Below are 21,018 nucleotides of genomic sequence, written 5' to 3' on the forward strand. Positions count from 1 at the left end.
GCGAAAGGGTATTGTTATCATTTTAACCTAGCTGCCTGGTTGTATTTTAAGTATTTGTTTTTTTATTTATTTAACCACAAAGAGCACAAAGTACTTCACGAAGTGCACAAAGTTTTTATTTGTATTTCTTTGAAAAGGAATTATAAAATACCCAACTCCTGTCCCTTTTCACCTCATCCCCCAGCCCCTTCTCCTTTAGTAGAAGGGGAGTTCCTCTCCAATGTTCTTTTGTTCCCTCTCCTTCAGTGGAGGATTAGGGTGAGGTTTTTTCAAATTTGAAATTATAGAAATTGAGATTGCTTATCTCCTATCTCACTTCTATCCTTACAACACCTTTCCACGCAAAATCACCACATCAATAAGGTTGCTTCCGTAGGCGTAAGGCATGTACTCAATCGAAGGAATTTCTTTCGTGATATACACATTAGCAATTTTTCCTTTGGCAATACTTCCCAATTCATCCTCAACACCCATGGCATAAGCCGAGTTTAAGGTGGTTGCATTAATTGCTTCCTGTGGCAGCATTTTATAGTTGATACAAGCCAGCGACATAATAAATTTCATATTCCCCGATGGCGACGATCCAGGATTAAAATCGGATGCCAAAGCAACTGGCAAGCCTGCATTCATCATTTTACGAACCGGCGAACACACCATATTTAGAAAAAAAGCCGCGCCTGGCAATACCGTAGGCATGGTTTCCGATCCTTTTAAAGCTTCAATTTCGGCATCGCCAACAAACTCTAAATGATCTACCGAAAGGGCATTGTACTTTACTCCTACCTGAATTCCTCCAGAATAATCCAACTCATTGGCATGAATTTTAGCACGCATACCATGTTTCATTCCAGCATTCAAAATACGATCTGTTTCCTCCACTGTAAAGAATCCCTTGTCGCAGAAAACATCAATATAATCTGCTAAATCTTCGGCAGCTACCATCGGTATCATTTCATTAATCACCATATCCACATACTCAGCTTGTCGGCCTTTATATTCTGCAGGCACAGCATGCGCTCCCAAAAAACTAGCTTTAATGGTTAGTGGAGTAGTTTTCTTTAATCGCTTAATAACACGAAGCATTTTCAGCTCATCGGCAAGCGTTAAGCCGTAACCACTTTTAATTTCGACAGCTCCAGTACCCAAACCAATAATCTCCTGAATTCTTTCCAATGCCGATTCGTACAACTCCTCTTCGGTTGCTTCGTGCATCAATTTGGCCGAATTCAAAATTCCACCACCTCGCTTGGCAATCTCTTCGTACGATAAACCTTTAATTTTATCAGAATATTCTATTTCACGACTACCCGCATAAACCAAATGAGTATGCGAATCGCAGAAACTAGGAAAAACCATTCTTCCCGTTGCATCGTACTCTTCCACACAGTCAAACCCCTCCTTCTCATCAAAGTCAGGAATATCTTCCATCTTACCAAAATCGGTAATTCTCTCGCCTTCAATCAGTAAGTAGGCATCATCAATACAATTCAACTTAGCCATATCGGTTCCGGCAACCCACTTTCGAGCTTCGGTATCCACTTGCACTAATGTTTTTATATTACTTATTAACAGCTTCATGTTATAGATATTTGATATTAGACATGAGAAATTCCCATTCTCTATATTTTCTTTATTCCTTATTTCTTTTCGGGCGTTTCCCTCCTTGGGTCGGGTCAGGCTTTTCACTGCTACTCCTCGTTTCTCCCCGCAAAAACCAACGCAACTCGGGGTATCCGTTACAATCCTTAACGCACTGCATAACTGATCTATTACTCCACTTTTATTCCTTGCATTTCACAATCTAAAAAGTTAGGATATCACAATGCAAATATTAGGGAAAAAAGAGCAAATTGCAAACCTTTTCGATATGCTTTTAAAATAAATTCAAGACTTCCATTCTCTTCATATTTTTCTATTTTTACACATTCATAATTTACAAGCCAATTAAAACTTACAACAAAGCTACAAATCATGTTTAAAAAAATACCGCATACTTATGTAATTGTATTCGCCATTGTCGTTCTATCCGCTATCCTCACCTGGTTAATTCCGGGCGGAGAATTCGAACGAACCACCGTAAATGTTAATGGAACCAATAGAGAGGTAATCGTACAAGATTCCTATCAGCAAATCGAGAGTCAAGGACAGTCTTGGGAAATATTCTCTTCTTTTTTTAAAGGATTTGTTGATAAGGCGGACATCATCATGTTCATCCTAGTAATTGGTGGTGCCTTTTGGATCATGAATGCAAGTAAATCCATCGATATTGGAATATACTCTTTTCTGGAATTCACCAAAAAGCTCGAGAAAAATAAACTCATTCGCAAAATCGGAGTCAACAACATCATCCTTACCCTAATCATGCTCATATTTAGTGTGTTTGGTGCCACCTTCGGCATGAGTGAGGAAACCATAGCCTTCACTATTATCTTTGTGCCTATGGCGATTAAAATGGGATACGACTCAATTGTAGGAGTTGCCATTTGCTTTGTTGCTGCCGGACTTGGTTTCGCAGGAGCACTTTTAAATCCATTCACCATTGGTATTGCTCAGGGCTTATCAAATCTTCCTCTTTTCTCGGGCATCGAATACCGATTATTCTGTTGGGTAGTTATCAATGTAATCGGTTTTGCTTTCATCTTGCGATATGCTGCCAAAGTTCATAAGAATCCTACAAAATCGTTGGTTTACACCGATGATGAATACTGGAGAAAGCATCACGACACCGACATGGAAACCATTGAATATTACACTCCTAAATCTGCTTGGCTCACCTATATTATCCTGTTAATCTCCATGATTGGATTCTCCTGCTACTATCCTGTTAGCACTCTAAAAATCGGAAACTCGGAGAGTACTTTTATGGTACTTCCAATTGTAACAGCTCTTTTTGCCATTTCAGGAATACTATCCCTTCGCAAATCGGTTCATTTTTATATCCTAAACTTACTTTTGTTTACCATTATTTTTCTGATTGTTGGTGTAATGGGATATGGCTGGTACATCATGGAAATTGCCACACTTTTCTTTGCCATGGGAATTTTTTCGGGAATTGCATTTAATAACACCGCCAACGAAATTACGCAACTATTCTTAGACGGTGCTCGCGATATCCTTTCTGCCGCAATGATTGTTGGCTTGGCAGGTGGAATCCTCATCGTTTTAGAGGAAGGACACATCATCGATTCTATTCTTTACTACATCTCTCAATCGATGAACGATTTTGGAAAAATGGCTTCGGTTAGTATGATGTATCTGATTCAAAACATCATTAACGTAATTATTCCATCGGGTTCGGCAAAAGCAGCTCTTACCATGCCAATGATGTCGCAATTCTCCGATTTAATTGGCGTATCGCGACAAGCAACCGTAATGGCTTTCCAATTTGGAGATGGCTTCACTAATATGATTACACCAACCTCGGGTGTACTAATTGGTGTTTTAGGTGTTGCCAAAATTCCTTACGATAAATGGGTAAAATGGATTGGTGGATTCATGGTCATCCTAATTTTGTTAGGATTATTATTACTAATACCAACCGTTACTATGGAGTTGAATGGGTTTTAAAAAGGAACAAAAATAATTCCAACTTATTATCATTCTGAGGGAAATCGAAATACCTTATCTTTAATTAACTGGTACTTCGACTTCCCTCAACTTGATAACTTTTAACCTACTTTAGTCTTATTCCGCCTCCGAAATAGCTTCAACAGGACATACTTCTGCACAGGCTCCACAATCAATACAAGTATCAGGATCTATTTTATAAATATCTCCTTCCGAAATTGCATCCACAGGACATTCATTAATACAAGAACCACATGCCGTGCAATCGTCTGAAATAATATAGGCCATAATTTTAGATTTTAAATGAGAAATTATTGAATTTATTACATTAGAATGAATTAAATTTACCACTTGTTTATTTGCTAAAACAAGATGTTAACATCTCAATATCTTATTTAGAACTATTCCAAATAATTTATTACATTTACTCCATCCTTTAACGAAAAAAAAATTAACGCTCAACATATGGAATTTGAATTCAACACCGTTGCAATTGCTTTTGGAATGACTTTGTTTGCAGGTCTTGCCACCGGAATAGGTAGTGCAATTGCTTTTTTTGCAAAACGTACAAATACAAAATTTCTTGCTCTTTCCTTAGGCTTTTCGGCCGGAGTAATGATTTACGTATCGCTCGTAGAGATATTTCAAAAAGCAAAAGACGCGCTAATTCTTGACCACGGAGAAGTTACTGGAACATGGTACACAGTTATTTCTTTCTTTGGAGGAATCTTATTCATTGCAATAATCGATAAAATGATTCCCTCTTTCGAAAATCCCCATGAAGTAAAAAAGATCGAAGATCTAGAGGGCAAAAAACCTGTAGACAAAAAATTAATGCGAATGGGACTTTTTTCCGCTCTTGCTATTGGAATTCATAATTTCCCAGAAGGTTTGGCGACATTTGCAGCAGCACTAGCTGATCCTACCGTTGCGATACCAATTGCTGTTGCGATTGCTATCCACAACATTCCCGAAGGAATAGCCGTTTCAGTTCCTATCTATTTTGCTACAGGAAGCAGAAAAAAAGCATTTTTATATTCTTTTCTTTCTGGTTTGGCAGAACCTGTAGGTGCATTAATCGGTTTTGTGCTAATCTACTCCTTCTTAGGACTTAACAATACGGTTTTCGGAGTTTTATTTGGAGGAGTTGCCGGAATTATGGTTTTTATATCTTTAGATGAACTACTCCCAACTGCAGAAGAGTACGGAGAACATCACGTAGCTATTTACGGATTAATTGCCGGTATGGCAGTAATGGCACTTAGTTTACTTTTATTCTTATAACAATATATTAAAAGCCTCACAATGAGGCTTTTTTACTTTTCTTTTCCTCCTTCTCGTAATATTTACAATAGGCTTTAATTCCACAAGCTTTACATTTTGGTTTTCGAGCCACGCACACATATCTACCATGCAATATTAACCAATGGTGAGCAGTAGCAATATATTCCTCGGGAATAAACTTCACCAGTTGTTTTTCTGTTTCCAAAGGTGTTTTCGAATTTGTTGTTAACCCTATTCTCTCCGAAACTCGAAAAACATGTGTATCTACAGCCATAGCTGGTTTATCGTAAACCACCGAAGCAATCACATTAGCGGTTTTCCTTCCTACTCCGGGTAATCTTTGCAATTCTTTTATATCTTCCGGAACAATCTCTTGATATTCTTCCACCAACATTTTTGCCATTCCAAGCAAATGTTTCGCCTTATTATTTGGGTAGGAACAAGAGCGAATTAAATCAAAAATATTCTCCTGTGTGGCATGTGCTAATTCAAAAGCTGTTGGATACTTTTCAAATAAAAAGGGAGTCATCATATTCACCCTTTTATCGGTACACTGAGCCGATAAAATTACCGCTACCAATAATTCATATGGATTTGAATAGTGCAACTCTGTTTCCGCAATAGGCATATTCTCTTTAAACCATGCTATTATATTCTCAAATCGATCTTTCTTTCGCATATTCTTCACATTTTGTACCCGAAAGTATAAAAGTCACAGAATAAATAACAAAATTTTATCAATTTATTCCCAAACAATAAACCTTCCCCTTCATTATGGTTTTAGTTGCAAGACCTAACGGCAACCAAAATACATACCAACTAATTTTTCTTTTGATTGTTAATATCCAACTAATTCTAGCATAACTATCCCAAAAATACCCCACTATAAACTGGGGCATATCCACATTTTTATTGTAAAATCCTCAATATGCTACAAAATACTAATTTGAGATGATCCACCGCTAATATATGTAATACACTTCGGTCCATTCACTTACAAACAACACTACTTCTCCGCTACATATTGGCATAAAATTTTCATACTGCAATTTGTTATTGTATTATTAATTTTAAAAAAATATCATGAATAAGAAGCTATTAAACTTGTCATTGATCTCCTTACTAACAATGAATTTAGTATTCCTCACAACTTCCTGTGATGATAATGACAAAGCACTACCTAACGAGGAAGAAAATCAACAAGAGGATACCAACATTGTTATCAATTCTGGTTATTTACCTCTTCCTCAAGAAGAATATGAGAAAATCCCTAGTGCTGAAGAAATTAACAAAACAAAATCCTATCCTCAATCTGTTCACCTGTCCTGTCCTCCAATTCGTAGTCAAGGAGGCGAAGGCTCTTGTGTTTCGTGGGGAGTTGGTTATGCTGCAAGAAGTATTAGCTGGAAAAAACAGTATGGTGGCTCGTACAGTTATAAAAAAAATATTTTTAGCCCAGAATATATTTATAATCAAATAAAAATTACTGATTGCTCAGGCGGATCTTATGTAACCGACGGCTTAAACCTAGTAGTAAATCAAGGTGTGTGTGTGTGGAATGACATGCCTTATACTGATGTTTCGTGCGATACATATCCTAATAATTATCAAGCATCGCAGGCTGCAAAACATAAAGCTACAAGCTATAGAAGAGTACCAAAAAATTTAAATTCGTTTAAAGACCAACTTGCTGCAGGCAAACCAATTGTAGTTGGTGGACCGGTTTACAGTCAGTTTTACTATTTAGACTATGGCCAAATTCAAACTAATACAGGTCGTAGTTATGGAGGACACTGCTATTGTGTTGTTGGTTATGATGACAGTAAAAATGCCTTTCTTGTTATGAACTCATGGGGAACAAACTGGGGAACCAACGGGTTTGGATGGATTTCTTACAACATAATGACCCAAGTATGGTCTGAAGCATATGTATTAAATGAATAGTCTAGATTAATTGTTGTCCATAAAATAAATCTAGTTCTATCCTGCTATTCCTGAATAGCAGGATTTTTTTGGTTTAATCCGCACGAAGTGGATGAGATTATTCGAACCTACTCGCAACTGATAATTCTAATTCAAGATCAAATTAGTAATGTCAGTACTTATTCGTAAATTTGAACTCCAAAAATTAAGAACTTATTAGATGATATCATATTTACAGGTTGAAAACCTTAGCAAGAGTTACGGAGACCTTACACTTTTTGAAACGATTAGCTTTGGTGTAGGACAAGGACAAAAAATTGCTTTAATTGCAAAAAATGGGACTGGAAAAACTACCCTTTTAAATATTATTGCAGGATTAGATAGTCCGGACAATGGAGATATCACCTTCCGGAATGACTTAACGATGGCATATCTGGAGCAAAATCCTGATCTAAATAACAACAACACAGTTCTTAATGAGGTATTTAACTCCACAGATCCTGTTCTTTCCGTAATTCGTGATTACGAACGAATAATCAATGAAAATGATCAGGAAGCAATGGTTGAGATCCTTGAAAAAATGGATCATTTTAAAGCTTGGGATTACGAAAACAAGGTAAAGCAAATCTTATCCCAACTAAAAATAACCAATTTCGATCAAGTTATTGGCGAGCTTTCCGGAGGACAAAAAAAGCGAGTGGGTTTAGCAAAAGTATTAATTACAGCTCCTGATTTCTTAATTCTTGATGAACCAACCAACCACTTGGATTTGGAAATGATTGAATGGCTAGAAGAGTTTCTAAATAAATCAAAAGGTACGCTGTTAATGGTTACGCACGACAGGTATTTTCTGGATCGGGTTTGTAATGAAATCATCGAAATGGAATCCAATACCCTTTTCACCTACAAGGGCAACTACTCCTACTACCTAGAAAAAAGAGCAGAACGCATTGAAAACCTGAATGCTGAAGTTGGCAAGGCTCAAAAACTAATGAAAACAGAGCAGGAATGGATACGAAGAATGCCACAGGCCAGAGGAACAAAAGCAAAATATAGAGTTGACGCCTTTGAGGATATCAAGAAAAAAGCCGGTTCGGGATTTAAAGAAACAAAAATGGATTTAGACATTAAATCCGCAAGATTAGGGAATAAAATTCTGGAACTCGATCGTCTTTACAAAAACTACGCCGATCTTAAAATATTAGAAGATTTTAGTTATAAATTTCAGCGAGGAGAAAAAATTGGGATTGTAGGTAAAAATGGTACTGGAAAATCAACTTTTCTGAACATGATTACCCGTAATATTGAAGCCGATTCGGGCACAATTGAAATTGGAGAAACCGTAGTTTACGGCTACTACAAGCAGGATGGAATTACCATTAATGACGATGAAAGAATTATAGATGTTATTAAAGAAATTGCAGAATCGATCGATTTAGGCAACGGAAAAGTGATGTCGGCATCTCAATTTTTAGAATACTTTCTATTCCCCACTAAAACGCAATACAATCAGGTTGCTAAATTAAGCGGTGGTGAAAAAAGAAGGTTGTATTTGATGACCGTTTTAATGAAAAACCCAAATTTCTTAATCTTAGATGAACCAACCAATGATTTAGATATCATGACATTGAACGTTCTTGAAGATTACCTGCTGAGCTTTTCTGGTTGCCTGATAATCGTATCTCACGACAGATACTTTATGGATAAAGTCGTAGATCAGCTATTTGTATTTGAAGGAAATGGAGTGATCCGAAATTTCCCTGGAAATTATACCATTTACCGCGACTCTCTAGATCAGGAAGAAAAAGAAGTTAAAAAAATAGAGAAACAAGCAATTCCTAAAAAAGAAAAACCAAAACAAGAACCAAGCAAAAAATTATCCTTTAACGAGAAGAGAGAATTTGAACAATTAGAAGTAGACATTGAAACTTTAACATCAGAAAAAGAAGAGATAGAAACAGCTATGAGTTCGGGCAGTCTGTCGAACAACGAATTGATGGAAAAAGCAAGTCGTATCGAAAAAGTAATTGAATTAATTGACGAGAAAGAATTTCGCTGGTTAGAATTGAGCGAACGAGCTTAATTTCCCAAGTTCATTAACTCGGAAGAGCTCCATGGCTCTTAAAGAAACTTCATGAAAGATTTTACTACAGGAAATGTTACCAAACTAATACTAAACTTCACCTTACCGATGTTGCTAGGAAATGTATTCCAGCAACTCTACAATATCGTGGATAGCATAATTGTTGGAAAAGTTTTAGGCAAAGAAGCTCTTGCATCCGTAGGGGCATCCTTCCCTATTATTTTCACTCTAATTGCCCTGCTGATTGGTATTGGCTCTGGGTTCTCCATTGTTATATCGCAATACTATGGTGCCAAGGATATCAATAAAGTAAAAAGAGCTATTGATACCATGTATTTGTTTTTATTTGGCGCGGGAATTTTAGTGTCGGTACTTGGAATTTATTTTAGCAAAGATCTTTTTCTTTTACTACAACTTCCAGTAGAATTAATTCCTCAGGCAACAAGCTATTTAAATGTGTACATGACGGGGATGATCCTATTTTTCGGCTTTAGTGGCACAAGCTCAATTCTTCGAGGATTAGGAGATTCTAAAACACCTCTTTACTTTTTAATACTGGCTTCTATCTTTAATATCATCTTCGATTTACTGTTTGTAATGGTATTTAAATGGGGAATTGCAGGAGCTGCATGGGCTACAGTTATTGCTCAAGGCGGTGCCTTTATTTCCGGTATTATTTATTTAAACCGAAATCATAAAATCATTAAGTTATCCATTTTCAAACTGGTATTTGATAAAGAACTATTTATTAAAAGTTTAAAAATAGGAATCCCATCGGGACTACAACATACTTTTGTTGCACTTGGCATGATGGCCTTGCTTGGAATTGTAAACACATTTGGAACCGATGTTATTGCAGCCTATACAGCCGCCGGAAGAATCGATTCTTTGGCGATGATGCCAGCCATGACTTTTTCGCAGGCTGTGGCTACTTTTGTTGGTCAGAATTTAGGTGCCAATAAAATTGACAGAGTTCGAATCGGATTTAAAGCTACATTTATCATGTCGAATGTATTTTGCTTGCTGATGACAGCAATTATCATTCTATTTGGCAGCTACTTAATGAAAATGTTTACTACCGATATCCATGTAATCGCTATTGGGGAAAGATACCTGATTATTGTGAGTTCATTTTACCTTCTATTCTCCACCATGTTCACAATTAATGGAGTTCTAAGAGGTGCTGGCGATACTCTAATCCCAATGTTTATAACACTTTTTTCTCTTTGGATTATTCGCATTCCTGGAGCTTACTTTCTTTCCTCTCACATTGGAGAAACAGGTATTTGGTGGTCAATTCCACTTGGCTGGTCCATGGGAGCATTATTCTCCTATCTTTACTATCGCACCGGACGATGGAAAACGAAATCAATAGTAGCTCATCAAGAATACGCTTAAACCCATTCTTATCAATTATATAGTACAGAACAAATCAAATAAAACGAATCGTTAATTCTAATAAAGCAACAAAAGAATTTGATTGGTAAATCCACTTCAAACTCTTACCTTTGCTGAAATAAATAGCACAAATATGTTAATATCGATGACAGGCTTTGGTAAAGCCATTCTTGAATTGGAAAATAAGAAGATTTCAATCGAAATCAAATCCCTAAACAGTAAACAACTTGATATCAATACCCGAATACCGAATCTTTACAAAGAAAAAGATCTGGTAATAAGGAATGAGATTAAAAACAAGCTGGAAAGAGGAAAAGTTGAGCTTTCCATTTTCATAGAAAGTGTTGGTACTGACAAGGAAACAAAAATCAACAAGCCAATAGTTGAAGCCTACTATAAGCAATTAACTGAACTTGCTCAGGATCTGGGAATTGCAATAGAAAAAGAACCTATTTTACAAACCATTGTAAAGTTACCAGATGCTCTTAAAGTAGAATATCAAGAACTTAACGAAGAAGAGTGGAATTTAATTTTTGAAGGATTCAAAACTGCCCTTGCGGGGATTATGGATTTTCGAAATCAGGAAGGAAGCGCTCTTCAGGAAGATATTTTTGCAAGAATTGCAACAATAGAAAAGCTTTTAGCTGAAGTTCCTCAATACGAAAATGACCGTATTGAAACCGTTCGTACTCGAATTAATGATAATTTAAGAGATTTTGTTGAAAAACAGAATGTCGATAAAAATCGTTTCGAACAGGAAATCATCTATTATCTTGAAAAATTAGATATTACAGAAGAAAAAGTTCGGCTGGCAAACCATTGTAAGTATTTCATCGAAACATCAATTGCAGGAAATGCGGAGGGTAAAAAATTGGGCTTTATTGCTCAGGAAATTGGACGCGAAATAAATACTTTAGGTTCAAAAGCCAATGATTCCAACATTCAAAAAATTGTAATTGACATGAAAGATGAATTGGAAAAAATCAAAGAACAACTCCTAAACGTCTTGTAATTAATACAATAAATCATATTTTAGCGTAGGGTTAGTCACTCTGCGCTTTTTTATAATACTAATCTCACTAACGAAACAGTACATGTCTGGGAAATTATTCATATTTTCTGCACCAAGCGGATCTGGAAAAACTACAATTGTTCAACATCTGCTAAAGCAAGATTTTAAATTAGAATTCTCAATATCGGCTACAAGCAGATCTAAAAGAGCGAACGAAATAGATGGGAAAGACTATCACTTTTTATCCGCTAAAGAATTCAAACAGAGAATTAAAAACGATGAATTTCTTGAATGGGAGGAAGTTTACGAAGGTTGCTTTTACGGAACCTTAAAAAGTGAAGTAGACCGAATTAGAAAAGAAGGCAAAAACGTAATTTTTGACGTTGATGTTGTTGGCGGTACAAATATCAAAAAATATTATAAAGAGGAAGCACTAGCTATTTTTGTTCAGCCACCTTCAATTTCCGAATTAGAAAACAGATTACGAAACAGAAATACCGATTCGGATGAAGTAATTGCCAAACGGGTAGAAAAGTTTAAATTCGAATTAGCTTTTGCAGATCAATTTGATAAAGTGATTGTGAATGATAAGCTGGAAGATGCTTTAACTGAAGCAGAAACTACTTTACATGATTTTTTAAGTAAATAAATTACCATCAAAGCATGAAGATAGGATTGTTTTTCGGATCATTTAATCCCATACATATTGGGCATCTCGCTATTGCAAATTATATGGCAGAATACACCGATATGGAACAAATATGGTTTGTGGTTAGTCCTCAAAATCCTTTCAAAAATAAAAATAGTCTTTTAGCCGAATACCATCGACTTGAATTGGTAAACAGGGCCATTGAACGATATCCCAATTTAAAGGCATCTAATGTAGAATTTTCGATGCCACAACCTTCTTTTACCATCGACACGTTAACCTATTTAAAAGAAAAAAATCCGGCCCATCAATTTTGTCTTATTATTGGATCGGATAATTTGAAAAGCTTCTCAAAATGGAAGAATCATGAATTAATTTTAAAAAATCATGATTTATTTGTCTATCCACGACCAAATTTCAAGAGCGAAGACATTATTTTAAATGGGAATATCCAAACCGTGAATGCACCTTTAATAGAAATTTCATCGAGTTTTATTCGCAAAGCCATAAAAGAGAAAAAAGAAATTCCTTATTTTATGCCCGAAAAAGCATATAGTTACCTAAAGGAGATGCACTTTTACGAAAAAGTATAAATAAAAAAAGGCTGGTCCCCACCAGCCTTTTATCTAACCCAAAATGATTTCCAATACGAAGTTTTAACCCTAAAACCATATACTATTCATAAGGAAATTCCGATACGATCATCATGCCTAACCACTACACTCCTGAATCGGAGTGCAAAGGTAAACATTATTTCAAATTCACAAAGTATTTTAGATTATTTTTTATCTTTTTCAAACGACAAAACACACACTTAAAATACATTACAAAAAAAAGGCTACAATTACTGGTAGCCTTTCTAATAAATAAATTTTAATCTTCTAATTAAAAATAGAATCATCCACACCTTTGTTTACCGACAATTCTGTAACTGTCAGTGGCATTTCCTGTGGTCCCATTTTAGTAACTGTTAAATAAGGATATTTAATTCCATCTACCTCTTTGTAATCTTTGAAAAGAACAACAACACTCATCCCATTTTGTTGCATTATTGTTTTTAATTTTAATCCTGAATCTGCTGCAAAAAAGTCAAATCTTGATACTCCATCCGCATCAACAATCTCCACTTTATACGATTTTTCACCATCGACAACTTCAGTGCCTGCAATATTCATCTTATAACCAAGTTCACTCATATGTAATTCAGGACACATTTGAGCTTGCAATTTAAATTTTGCTAACTCCGCATCTCCTGCTTGTTTTTCCTGTCCCATAGCAACTACTTTTCCCGAAGTACCATTATAAACTATTGACTGCATTACCTGACCATTCATAACCATTTTCAAGCAATACTTCTCGTTATTTTTATAGGCAGATTCGATACTCATACTCATAGGTCCCATTTTCATTTCGCCTTTCATACTCAGATTTTTTACTGCAAGCCAATTATCGCGACCACCAATGGCGGTAATATAGTTTTCCATAACAGACTCGCAAGTCAAACCTTCTGGAATAGCATTAGGATCTTCCTTTACAATATCTCCTTTATAATCGTATTCTTCTACTTCACCAGCCGAGCTTAATTTGGTCAATTTATTTTTGTACTTCTTATCCCCCACTACCAAATAAATAGCGTTATTAGGGTCAATATACTTCTTCGCCATTGCCTGAACATCTTCCAATGTTACCTTATCTAACTTCTCTAAATAAGTTACATAGTAATCTGCTGGTAAATTGTAACGTTCAACAGCCATTGCAAAACTAGCTATGGTAGAAGGGTTTTCTAATGTTCTAGCAAAATCGCCAGCCATAGCCGCTTTTGTCATGTCCAAATGATCCTGTGTTAATTTCGTATCTCTGATACGATCAATTTCAACTACCATTTCCATTAAAGCACTATCGGTAACCTCTGCTTTTACATTCGACTCGGTTCTAAAACTTGCAACTAATTTATCGCTTGAAATTCTTGAGTAAGCGCCATAAGTATAAGCTTTATCCTCTCGCAAATTTTTAAATAATAATCCGGAAAATCCGCTACCCAACATAGCGTTCATCACTCTTGCAGGAATCTCATCAGGATTACCTTTTTTCATTTCAAAAGTATTAATAATCTGAATTAAAGATTGTGATGCAGCATCCTTATTGGCAAGCGCAACACGTTTTCCTTCAATTTTAGCAGGCATTTCGTACTTATGCTCAGGAACTTCTCCAGCTTCCCATTCTCCAAAGTACTTTTCCACCAATTTTTTAGCCTCTTTCGTTGTAATATCACCAACAATCGCCAAAATAGCAACATTGGGTTTAAAATAAGTATTGTAATATTCTTTACAATCAGCAGTTTTAATATTGTTTACAGTTGCTTCCGTTGTTACATCACCATAAGGATGTTCCACACCATAAAGTACTTTACTTCTTACATTCGATGCAATGGAAGCTGGATCATTCTTCGAAATCTCTAATCCCGAAAGTGTTTGTTTTACGATTTTTTCGAATTCATCTTCTGGAAAAGATGGATTCATAGTAACATCAGCCATTAACTCAATAATCTTTTCTTTATATCGAGACAAACCACCTGCATCAACTCCATTGGAGGATGTATGTAATTCTGCACCTATAAAATCAATCTCTTCATTCAGCTGCGAAATATTTCTATTTACAGTTCCCATTCCCATAAGTTCACCAGCAAAGGAAGAATATCCTGCTCTGTCCCCTTCTACAAATGGATCCACATTTAAACTTAAAGCCAAGTTTACTTTTGGAATTTTATGATTTTCAACAACCAGTACTTTAAGTCCATTCTTTAATGTAAACGAGTCGTAATCTCCCAATTGAATTTTTGGAGCAGGACCAGCCGCCGGCGCTTTCGTTCTATCTACCTGAGCATTTGCTGATACAAAAAAGCAAACAGCTGCAAACAGTAAAAATATTTTATATGAATTTTTCATTTTATTCTAATTTCAATTTTAGAAAAAGTATTTAAATCAATTAATAATGAGGAACTTAGTTTTGCTTTGGCAAATAATAAAGTACCACTCTATTTGTAGGAACGAAGTATTTATTTGCCACTGCTCGGATATCTTCCTTAGTTACGGCAAAATATTTTTCTAATTCCTGATTTACTCTACTTGCATCTTTATAATAAGTATGAGCTGTTGCTAAATTCTCTGCCCGTTTTTCAATAGTTGCATTCGAACTCACCAATTCATTTTCAATTTTATTTCTTAATTTCTGAAATTCTTTCTCGGACATTAATTCTTCTCGTGCTTTAGCGAATTCTTTATCCATTTCATCTTCTAAAGCCTGAGGATCAACACCCATATTTGGTATTCCAAGAGCTAATGCTAAACCTGGATCTTCATTAGGCATTGGTATTGCCATTAACTCCAAAGCCATTTGTTTATCGCTTACAAGCGTTTTATACATTCTAGAACTTTTTCCATCTGTTAACAATTTAGCAAGCATATTTACAGAATAGTAATCTTTCGATCCCATTGCAGGAATATGGTAAGCCTGAATTATCGCAGGAAGTTGAATATTATCATAAACAGTATCTCTTACCTCGGCTACTTTTGCAGGTTCAACAATTGTTGGTCGATAAATTTCTTCTGTTCTTTTAGGTATTTCAGCAAAATAATCATTCACTAATTTCTTAGCTTCAGCAGAATCAAAATCACCACAAACAGTTAAAACAGCATTATTAGGCACGTAAAATTCCTTATAAAAATTTAAGAAATCTTGATCCTTTGCGTTCTCAATATGCTTCTCATCACCAATAGTTATCCATCGATAAGGATGATTCACATAAGCTCTTTTCATTGTTTCTGGAAGAATTCCTCCGTAGGGACGATTATCATAGCTTTGCTTTTTCTCTTGAATCACTACCCCTTTTTGAGTTTTAATACCAATTTCCTCCACTTTAGCATGCATCATTCTCTCCGACTCTAACCAAAGTCCTAAAGCCAACTGATTGGATGGGAGTTTCTCATAATAGTAGGTTCTATCAGAAGAGGTATTTGCATTTAAAGCACCTCCTGCTCTAGAAACATATTTATCGTATTCGTGACGAGGAATATTTTCTGTTCCTTCGAACATTAAATGTTCAAAAAAGTGTGCAAACCCAGTCATTTCAGGATTTTCGTTTTTAGAACCAACATGGTACATTACCGAAACTACAATATTAGGAGTGGTATGATCCTGTTGTAGAATAACATGCAATCCATTATCTAGATCATACTCTTCAAATTCAATTTTTCCATTTTGAGAAAAACCGCTTGCGAGTACCGTAAATAAAAGAAAAGTAAGCAGTGTAAGCCTTTTCATCATCATTTGATTTAGTTTTACATTAGTGAATAAATATTATAAACTGTAAAACAATAGTAGCTTAATTGAAGGTCATTATCAATTTTTTTTGTACAACAGCGATCTTAACTCGACAAAATACCGTTTAGCACAGACAAACAAATATAGATAAACAATAAACCCGAATATTGTTAATTGAAAACGAAACACCTATACCATAGGTAATGAATAATTGCACCACATAATTCCTCCATCACTTCCAATTCTCTGCCTAAAAAAAAATGCGGATATCCAATGGATACCCGCATCTATAAACCTTATGTTAGGATTGTTGTGCTATTTCTTATACTGTGTGAACAGTTTCAACTGAATCGCTACCTTTTTGAATTGCTTGAATATTTAAAGGTATTAATTTATGATGACGTTCGGGTAAAGATTTCTCTAGTCCTTTTTTAACATTTTCTAATAATACGATTGGTTTTATTTTAAGAAAACCTCCCATAATAATCATGTTAAAAGTTTGAGGATTTCCCATCTCAACAGCTAAAGCGGCTCCAGGAATTCTATAGATATTAATATCTCTTCTTTCTGGGTGATGCGTAATACCATTTGGATCGTATAACAAAGTACCACCTGGCTTAACCTCATTCACAAACTTATCCATTGATTGCTGGTTAAGAATGATTGCTGTATCAAACTTTTTCAAAACAGGTGAGCTTATTCTATCGTCGCTTAAGATTACAGTTACATTTGCAGTTCCTCCACGCATTTCCGGTCCATATGAAGGCATCCAAGATACCTCTTGATTTTGCATGATTCCAGAATAAGCAAGAATTTTACCCATTGAAAGTACACCTTGACCACCAAATCCTGCAATTATTATTTCTTCTGTCATTTCTTTACAGTTTTATTGATTAAAATGGATTTTTACTCATCTTTTAATGTACCCAATGGATAGTAAGGAAACATGTTTTCTTTCATCCACTCGTTAGATTTAACAGGAGAAAGTTTCCATCCAGAACTACATGTACTTACAATCTCGATAAAAGATAATCCTTTCTTTTCTCTAGTATTTTCAAACGCTTTTTGAACTACTTTTTTCAATTTACGAACTGCTCCAGGAGTTTCTGCTGATTGACGGGTTACAAAGCGGGTGCCTGGCAACATAGCGATCATTTCAGTAATTTTCATTGGAAATCCAGTCACGGCACAATCACGTCCGTAAGGAGTAGTTGCAGTAACCTGACCTTCCAATGTAGTTGGAGCCATTTGACCACCTGTCATTCCGTAAATTGCATTATTTACGAAAAACACAACGATATTTTCACCTCTGTTGCATGCATGAATAATCTCAGCACAACCAATAGAAGCTAAATCACCATCTCCTTGGTAAGTAAAAACATATTTTTCAGGCATTAAACGAGAAGTTGCAGTAGCCAATGCAGGAGCACGACCATGAGCTGCTTGTTGCCAATCGATATCAAGGTAATTATAGGCTAAAACAGAACATCCAACAGGCGAAATACCAATTGTTTTATCCTGAATCCCCATTTCGTCAATAACCTCTGCAATTACTTTATGAATTACTCCATGAGTACATCCAGGACAGTAGTGCATTTCATTATCCAAAAGAACACTGGTTTTACCATAAACCATATTCTCTTTGCTAATTATTTTGTTGATTTCAGTCGTTGCTGTCATAACTTATTTTCCTAAAATTTTTTGTTCCAATGCTTCAACTACTTCCTCGGGTGTAGGAATGATTCCACCATAACGTCCAAAATGTTCAACTGGAACTTTACCATTCACAGCAAGACGAACATCTTCAACCATTTGGCCAGCACTCATCTCCACTGCTAAAATTCCTTTCACATTCTTCAACATTTCTTGAATCGCTTTAGTAGGATAAGGGAAAAGGGTAATAGGACGTAATAATCCAACTTTAATTCCTTTTTCACGAGCTTGCTCTACTGCTTTTTGGCAGATACGAGCACTAGATCCATAAGCAACAAAAAGATACTCTGCATCATCACATGCAATCTTTTCAAATCTCACTTCATTTTCTTCCATTGCGCGATATTTCGCTTGCAATTTATGATTAAAAATTTCCTGCTTGGCAGAATCTAAATCTAAGGAAGTAGAAATTCTTCGTTGTGCACCTGGAGTTTTACCTGTTGTTGCCCAAGATCCAGAAATTTTCTCAATTTCTTCAGCAGTCCAACGAGGTTTATATTCCGACAATTCAACTTTTTCCATCATCTGGCCAATTACACCATCAGACAAAATCATTGCTGGATTTAAATATTTAAAGGCCAATTCGAATGAAAGATCAACAAAATCGTTCATTTCCTGCACAGATGCAGGAGCCAATACAATTAATTTATAGTCACCATGACCACCACCTTTAACAGCCTGAAAATAATCTGACTGAGCAGGTTGAATAGTACCTAAACCTGGTCCGCCACGAACAATATTAACAATCAAAGCAGGCAATTCGGCACCCGCTAAATAGGTAATACCTTCTTGTTTCAAACTAACACCTGGACTTGATGAAGAGGTCATTACTTTTTTTCCGCATGAAGCACCACCATATACCATATTGATAGCTGCAACTTCACTTTCGGCTTGTAGAACCACCATCCCAGTTTCTTCCTGAGGTTTGCGGATCATTAGGGTTTCCATTACCTCGGATTGAGGAGTAATCGGGTAACCAAAATACCCATCACATCCGCAGCGAATCGCTGCTTCAGCAATAACCTCATTTCCTTTCATTAAACGAACGTCTCCCATTACAATTATTTTTATAAAATTTTCAGATTTAGAATAAGGTAGCTTAGTCTAGCTTGCTTTTACTCTGTAAACAGTAATCACTGTGTCTGGACAAACCAATCCACAACTTGAACAACCAATACATGCTTCAGGATTGGCCATATGTGCATAATGATAGCCTTTGCCATTCACGTCGCGCGCAAGTTCGATTACCTTTGTTGGACAGGCTACAACACATAAGCCACAACCTTTACATTTTTCGGTATCAACAACAATAGCGCCTTTGAATTTTGCCATAGCGTATTTAGAATTAAGAATTACATTATATTTTACCCGATAAAGGTAACAAATCAAAAGCACTTTTCATTGTTTTGCTTTCGATTCATTAGGTTTTTAAGAAATTTACAATCAGTCTAAATAAATATCCTAGTTTGAAGTAATAATTTATTTGTTTTAATCGCGACTTGCTTACAAATTGAAACGCAACACAAACAATATGATTCGTAATCGCTCTTCAAATCACGATTCCTAAATATACGCCAAAAAAAAAGTTTCAGGAATTGAAATCCATGAAACTTTAAATATTATTTTTCTACTATTTAGACAAACTACAAGTCTTAAACGCTATCGATCAAGACAATATCCTATCGCAAAAGTAGTTTTTAAACTTTTTTATTAAGCCATCACCTGATGATGCTTATGAAACTCTTTTAAGCGAAATTCCAACACATCAAATTGTGTTCGGGAAACTTGAGAGACACAAGCTCTAAGTCCTTCTTTTAAACTACCTGTTTCATTCAAACAAATTGCAGAAATTCCATAATACAAAAGTTTTTTATTTAAATCGGCTCCGGTTAAACCCGGATAAGCAATGGTAAAATAAAAACCATCTGCCAAAGGTAAATCAATATCATTTTCATAAACCAACTCGAAACCATTTTCTAAAAATAGTTTTTTCATGATATTGGCTCTTTCTCCGTATTCTTTTACCTCTTCAACAAAGTTAAATTTTCCCTCGTTAGCAGCTTGCAACATGGCGCGCAAAGCGTATTGTGCCGAATGCGAAGTACCAGAAGATAAGGTGTAAATAATTCTATAAATAAGCGTATAACCAAATTCTTCTGCACCAAAGCGTGGTTTTAGGTTCTCGAAACGTTTATGGAATAATTTATTTGAAATGCACAGCAATCCAATTCGCTGACCAGCATAACTAAATGCCTTTGAACTCGAAATCATCAGTACATAATTATCGGTATAATTGGCAACACTTGGCTGGTAGGGAGCGATACCTGGCTGACTAAGATCGGTTCGGAAATCCATTGCGAAATAGGCTAAATCTTCCATCACGATTGTGTCGTACTTATTTGCCAATTCTCCAATAATTTTCAACTCATCTTCGTTGAAACAAATCCATGCAGGATTGTTTGGATTTGAATAGATGATACCAGCAATATTTCCCTTTGCCAAAAAGGCTTCCAATTTTGCTTTCAATTTATCGCCACGATAATTGAAAACATCAAAAGACTCATATTTCTGATTCATAACCTCTAGCTGAGTTTTCTGAACTGGAAATCCGGGATCAATGAATAGAATTGTATCTTTTTTAGCATCGCAATTTCCTATTGCCATAAATGCCGCATAACCACCTTGCATAGAGCCTACTGTAGGAACAATACCTTCTGCAGCAATAGCTACATTCATAAAATTTTTCACGAATTTAGATGCTTCCTCTTTTAATGACTTTACTCCTTCCAGCATTGGGTAAGCAGATGCAACGCCGTCTTCTAAAGCCTGTTTCTCAGCTTCAATTCCAACTCTTGCAGGTTTAAGCCCTGGAACACCCATCTCCATACGAATAAACTTCTCTCCACTTTCTTCTTCAATCATATTAACAACACGAACTACATCACGAATAGTAGCATCCTCCATTTTATGAATCTCACACAAAGCAAGTTTCTGATCAACAATATGAGCGTTTATAGGGGTTTTCATTATTTTTGATTTAAGTATTTTATTAAAAAATTGGTATAATTT

Annotated in this window: 18 protein-coding genes; 8 read left to right on the forward strand and 10 right to left on the reverse strand. The window is 35.7% G+C overall.

The window, feature by feature from the left end; genetic code table 11:
* Positions 1-324 precede the first annotated feature (324 nt).
* Positions 325-1,578 (reverse strand): imidazolonepropionase, encoded by a 1,254-nt coding sequence (hutI, locus tag BZG02_RS03590; protein ID WP_101260042.1) that lies wholly within the window; start codon positions 1,576-1,578, stop codon positions 325-327.
* A 393-nt stretch (positions 1,579-1,971) separates the two neighbouring features.
* Between hutI and BZG02_RS03595 the strand changes: the two genes are divergently transcribed.
* Entirely contained in the window at positions 1,972-3,567 is a 1,596-nt protein-coding gene (locus BZG02_RS03595) for a YfcC family protein (protein ID WP_101260043.1), read from the forward strand.
* Positions 3,568-3,684: 117 nt separating this feature from the next.
* Here BZG02_RS03595 and BZG02_RS03600 read toward each other — a convergent pair whose 3' ends face one another.
* A complete protein-coding gene (locus tag BZG02_RS03600; RefSeq protein WP_101260044.1) occupies positions 3,685-3,855 on the reverse strand; it encodes a DUF362 domain-containing protein in 171 nt (56 codons plus the stop codon).
* A 177-nt stretch (positions 3,856-4,032) separates the two neighbouring features.
* Between BZG02_RS03600 and zupT the strand changes: the two genes are divergently transcribed.
* Positions 4,033-4,851 (forward strand): zinc transporter ZupT, encoded by an 819-nt coding sequence (zupT, locus tag BZG02_RS03605; protein WP_101260045.1) that lies wholly within the window; start codon positions 4,033-4,035, stop codon positions 4,849-4,851.
* A 16-nt stretch (positions 4,852-4,867) separates the two neighbouring features.
* On the opposite strand, the gene nth is transcribed toward zupT, so the two are convergent.
* Positions 4,868-5,530, reverse strand: a complete 663-nt coding sequence (gene nth, locus BZG02_RS03610; protein ID WP_101260046.1) for an endonuclease III — start codon at positions 5,528-5,530, stop codon at positions 4,868-4,870.
* Between the two features lie 404 nt (positions 5,531-5,934).
* On the opposite strand from nth, the gene BZG02_RS03615 reads away from it, so the two are divergent.
* The 6 genes from BZG02_RS03615 (at position 5,935) to nadD (ending at position 12,509) form a co-directional block, all read left to right on the forward strand.
* On the forward strand, positions 5,935-6,795 hold the full coding sequence (locus tag BZG02_RS03615) for a C1 family peptidase (protein WP_101260047.1): 861 nt from the start codon (positions 5,935-5,937) through the stop codon (positions 6,793-6,795).
* 199 nt (positions 6,796-6,994) lie between these two features.
* Complete coding sequence (locus tag BZG02_RS03620) at positions 6,995-8,857, forward strand: ABC-F family ATP-binding cassette domain-containing protein (protein WP_101260048.1); 1,863 nt, start codon at positions 6,995-6,997, stop codon at positions 8,855-8,857.
* A gap of 51 nt (positions 8,858-8,908) precedes the next feature.
* The gene (locus tag BZG02_RS03625) at positions 8,909-10,255 is read left to right on the forward strand and encodes an MATE family efflux transporter (RefSeq protein WP_101260049.1); all 1,347 of its coding nucleotides are present in this window, start codon (positions 8,909-8,911) and stop codon (positions 10,253-10,255) included.
* Between the two features lie 145 nt (positions 10,256-10,400).
* Positions 10,401-11,267 carry a YicC/YloC family endoribonuclease gene (locus BZG02_RS03630; RefSeq protein WP_101260050.1) on the forward strand — a complete coding sequence of 289 codons (867 nt, stop codon included), beginning with the start codon at positions 10,401-10,403 and terminating at the stop codon, positions 11,265-11,267.
* Positions 11,268-11,349: 82 nt separating this feature from the next.
* A complete protein-coding gene (gmk, locus tag BZG02_RS03635) occupies positions 11,350-11,916 on the forward strand; it encodes a guanylate kinase (RefSeq protein ID WP_101260051.1) in 567 nt (188 codons plus the stop codon).
* 14 nt (positions 11,917-11,930) lie between these two features.
* A complete protein-coding gene (nadD, locus tag BZG02_RS03640) occupies positions 11,931-12,509 on the forward strand; it encodes a nicotinate (nicotinamide) nucleotide adenylyltransferase (protein WP_101260052.1) in 579 nt (192 codons plus the stop codon).
* A gap of 288 nt (positions 12,510-12,797) precedes the next feature.
* Here the strand turns inward: nadD and BZG02_RS03645 are convergent, their stop codons facing one another.
* From BZG02_RS03645 to BZG02_RS03675, 7 genes are all read right to left on the reverse strand, one after another.
* On the reverse strand, positions 12,798-14,861 hold the full coding sequence (locus BZG02_RS03645; protein WP_101260053.1) for an insulinase family protein: 2,064 nt from the start codon (positions 14,859-14,861) through the stop codon (positions 12,798-12,800).
* A 55-nt stretch (positions 14,862-14,916) separates the two neighbouring features.
* Positions 14,917-16,242 (reverse strand): M16 family metallopeptidase, encoded by a 1,326-nt coding sequence (locus BZG02_RS03650; protein WP_218972132.1) that lies wholly within the window; start codon positions 16,240-16,242, stop codon positions 14,917-14,919.
* A gap of 316 nt (positions 16,243-16,558) precedes the next feature.
* A complete protein-coding gene (locus tag BZG02_RS03655) occupies positions 16,559-17,110 on the reverse strand; it encodes a 2-oxoacid:ferredoxin oxidoreductase subunit gamma family protein (protein WP_101260054.1) in 552 nt (183 codons plus the stop codon).
* A gap of 32 nt (positions 17,111-17,142) precedes the next feature.
* The gene (locus BZG02_RS03660; RefSeq protein ID WP_101260055.1) at positions 17,143-17,916 is read right to left on the reverse strand and encodes a thiamine pyrophosphate-dependent enzyme; all 774 of its coding nucleotides are present in this window, start codon (positions 17,914-17,916) and stop codon (positions 17,143-17,145) included.
* Positions 17,917-17,919: 3 nt separating this feature from the next.
* A complete protein-coding gene (locus BZG02_RS03665) occupies positions 17,920-19,005 on the reverse strand; it encodes a 3-methyl-2-oxobutanoate dehydrogenase subunit VorB (protein WP_101260056.1) in 1,086 nt (361 codons plus the stop codon).
* Positions 19,006-19,053: 48 nt separating this feature from the next.
* On the reverse strand, positions 19,054-19,281 hold the full coding sequence (locus BZG02_RS03670) for a 4Fe-4S dicluster domain-containing protein (RefSeq protein WP_101260057.1): 228 nt from the start codon (positions 19,279-19,281) through the stop codon (positions 19,054-19,056).
* A gap of 378 nt (positions 19,282-19,659) precedes the next feature.
* Positions 19,660-20,976 (reverse strand): aminotransferase class I/II-fold pyridoxal phosphate-dependent enzyme, encoded by a 1,317-nt coding sequence (locus BZG02_RS03675; protein ID WP_101260058.1) that lies wholly within the window; start codon positions 20,974-20,976, stop codon positions 19,660-19,662.
* Positions 20,977-21,018 lie beyond the last annotated feature (42 nt).

Source organism: Labilibaculum filiforme, from assembly GCF_002843315.1.
Taxonomy (GTDB): domain Bacteria; phylum Bacteroidota; class Bacteroidia; order Bacteroidales; family Marinifilaceae; genus Labilibaculum; species Labilibaculum filiforme.

Coding starts and splice junctions, on each gene's coding strand:
- hutI (WP_101260042.1), bottom strand. CDS start 1,578: ATGAAGCTGTTAATAAGTAATATAAAAACATTAGTGCAAGTGGATACC.
- BZG02_RS03595 (WP_101260043.1), top strand. CDS start 1,972: ATGTTTAAAAAAATACCGCATACTTATGTAATTGTATTCGCCATTGTC.
- BZG02_RS03600 (WP_101260044.1), bottom strand. CDS start 3,855: ATGGCCTATATTATTTCAGACGATTGCACGGCATGTGGTTCTTGTATT.
- zupT (WP_101260045.1), top strand. CDS start 4,033: ATGGAATTTGAATTCAACACCGTTGCAATTGCTTTTGGAATGACTTTG.
- nth (WP_101260046.1), bottom strand. CDS start 5,530: ATGCGAAAGAAAGATCGATTTGAGAATATAATAGCATGGTTTAAAGAG.
- BZG02_RS03615 (WP_101260047.1), top strand. CDS start 5,935: ATGAATAAGAAGCTATTAAACTTGTCATTGATCTCCTTACTAACAATG.
- BZG02_RS03620 (WP_101260048.1), top strand. CDS start 6,995: ATGATATCATATTTACAGGTTGAAAACCTTAGCAAGAGTTACGGAGAC.
- BZG02_RS03625 (WP_101260049.1), top strand. CDS start 8,909: ATGAAAGATTTTACTACAGGAAATGTTACCAAACTAATACTAAACTTC.
- BZG02_RS03630 (WP_101260050.1), top strand. CDS start 10,401: ATGACAGGCTTTGGTAAAGCCATTCTTGAATTGGAAAATAAGAAGATT.
- gmk (WP_101260051.1), top strand. CDS start 11,350: ATGTCTGGGAAATTATTCATATTTTCTGCACCAAGCGGATCTGGAAAA.
- nadD (WP_101260052.1), top strand. CDS start 11,931: ATGAAGATAGGATTGTTTTTCGGATCATTTAATCCCATACATATTGGG.
- BZG02_RS03645 (WP_101260053.1), bottom strand. CDS start 14,861: ATGAAAAATTCATATAAAATATTTTTACTGTTTGCAGCTGTTTGCTTT.
- BZG02_RS03650 (WP_218972132.1), bottom strand. CDS start 16,242: ATGATGATGAAAAGGCTTACACTGCTTACTTTTCTTTTATTTACGGTA.
- BZG02_RS03655 (WP_101260054.1), bottom strand. CDS start 17,110: ATGACAGAAGAAATAATAATTGCAGGATTTGGTGGTCAAGGTGTACTT.
- BZG02_RS03660 (WP_101260055.1), bottom strand. CDS start 17,916: ATGACAGCAACGACTGAAATCAACAAAATAATTAGCAAAGAGAATATG.
- BZG02_RS03665 (WP_101260056.1), bottom strand. CDS start 19,005: ATGGGAGACGTTCGTTTAATGAAAGGAAATGAGGTTATTGCTGAAGCA.
- BZG02_RS03670 (WP_101260057.1), bottom strand. CDS start 19,281: ATGGCAAAATTCAAAGGCGCTATTGTTGTTGATACCGAAAAATGTAAA.
- BZG02_RS03675 (WP_101260058.1), bottom strand. CDS start 20,976: ATGAAAACCCCTATAAACGCTCATATTGTTGATCAGAAACTTGCTTTG.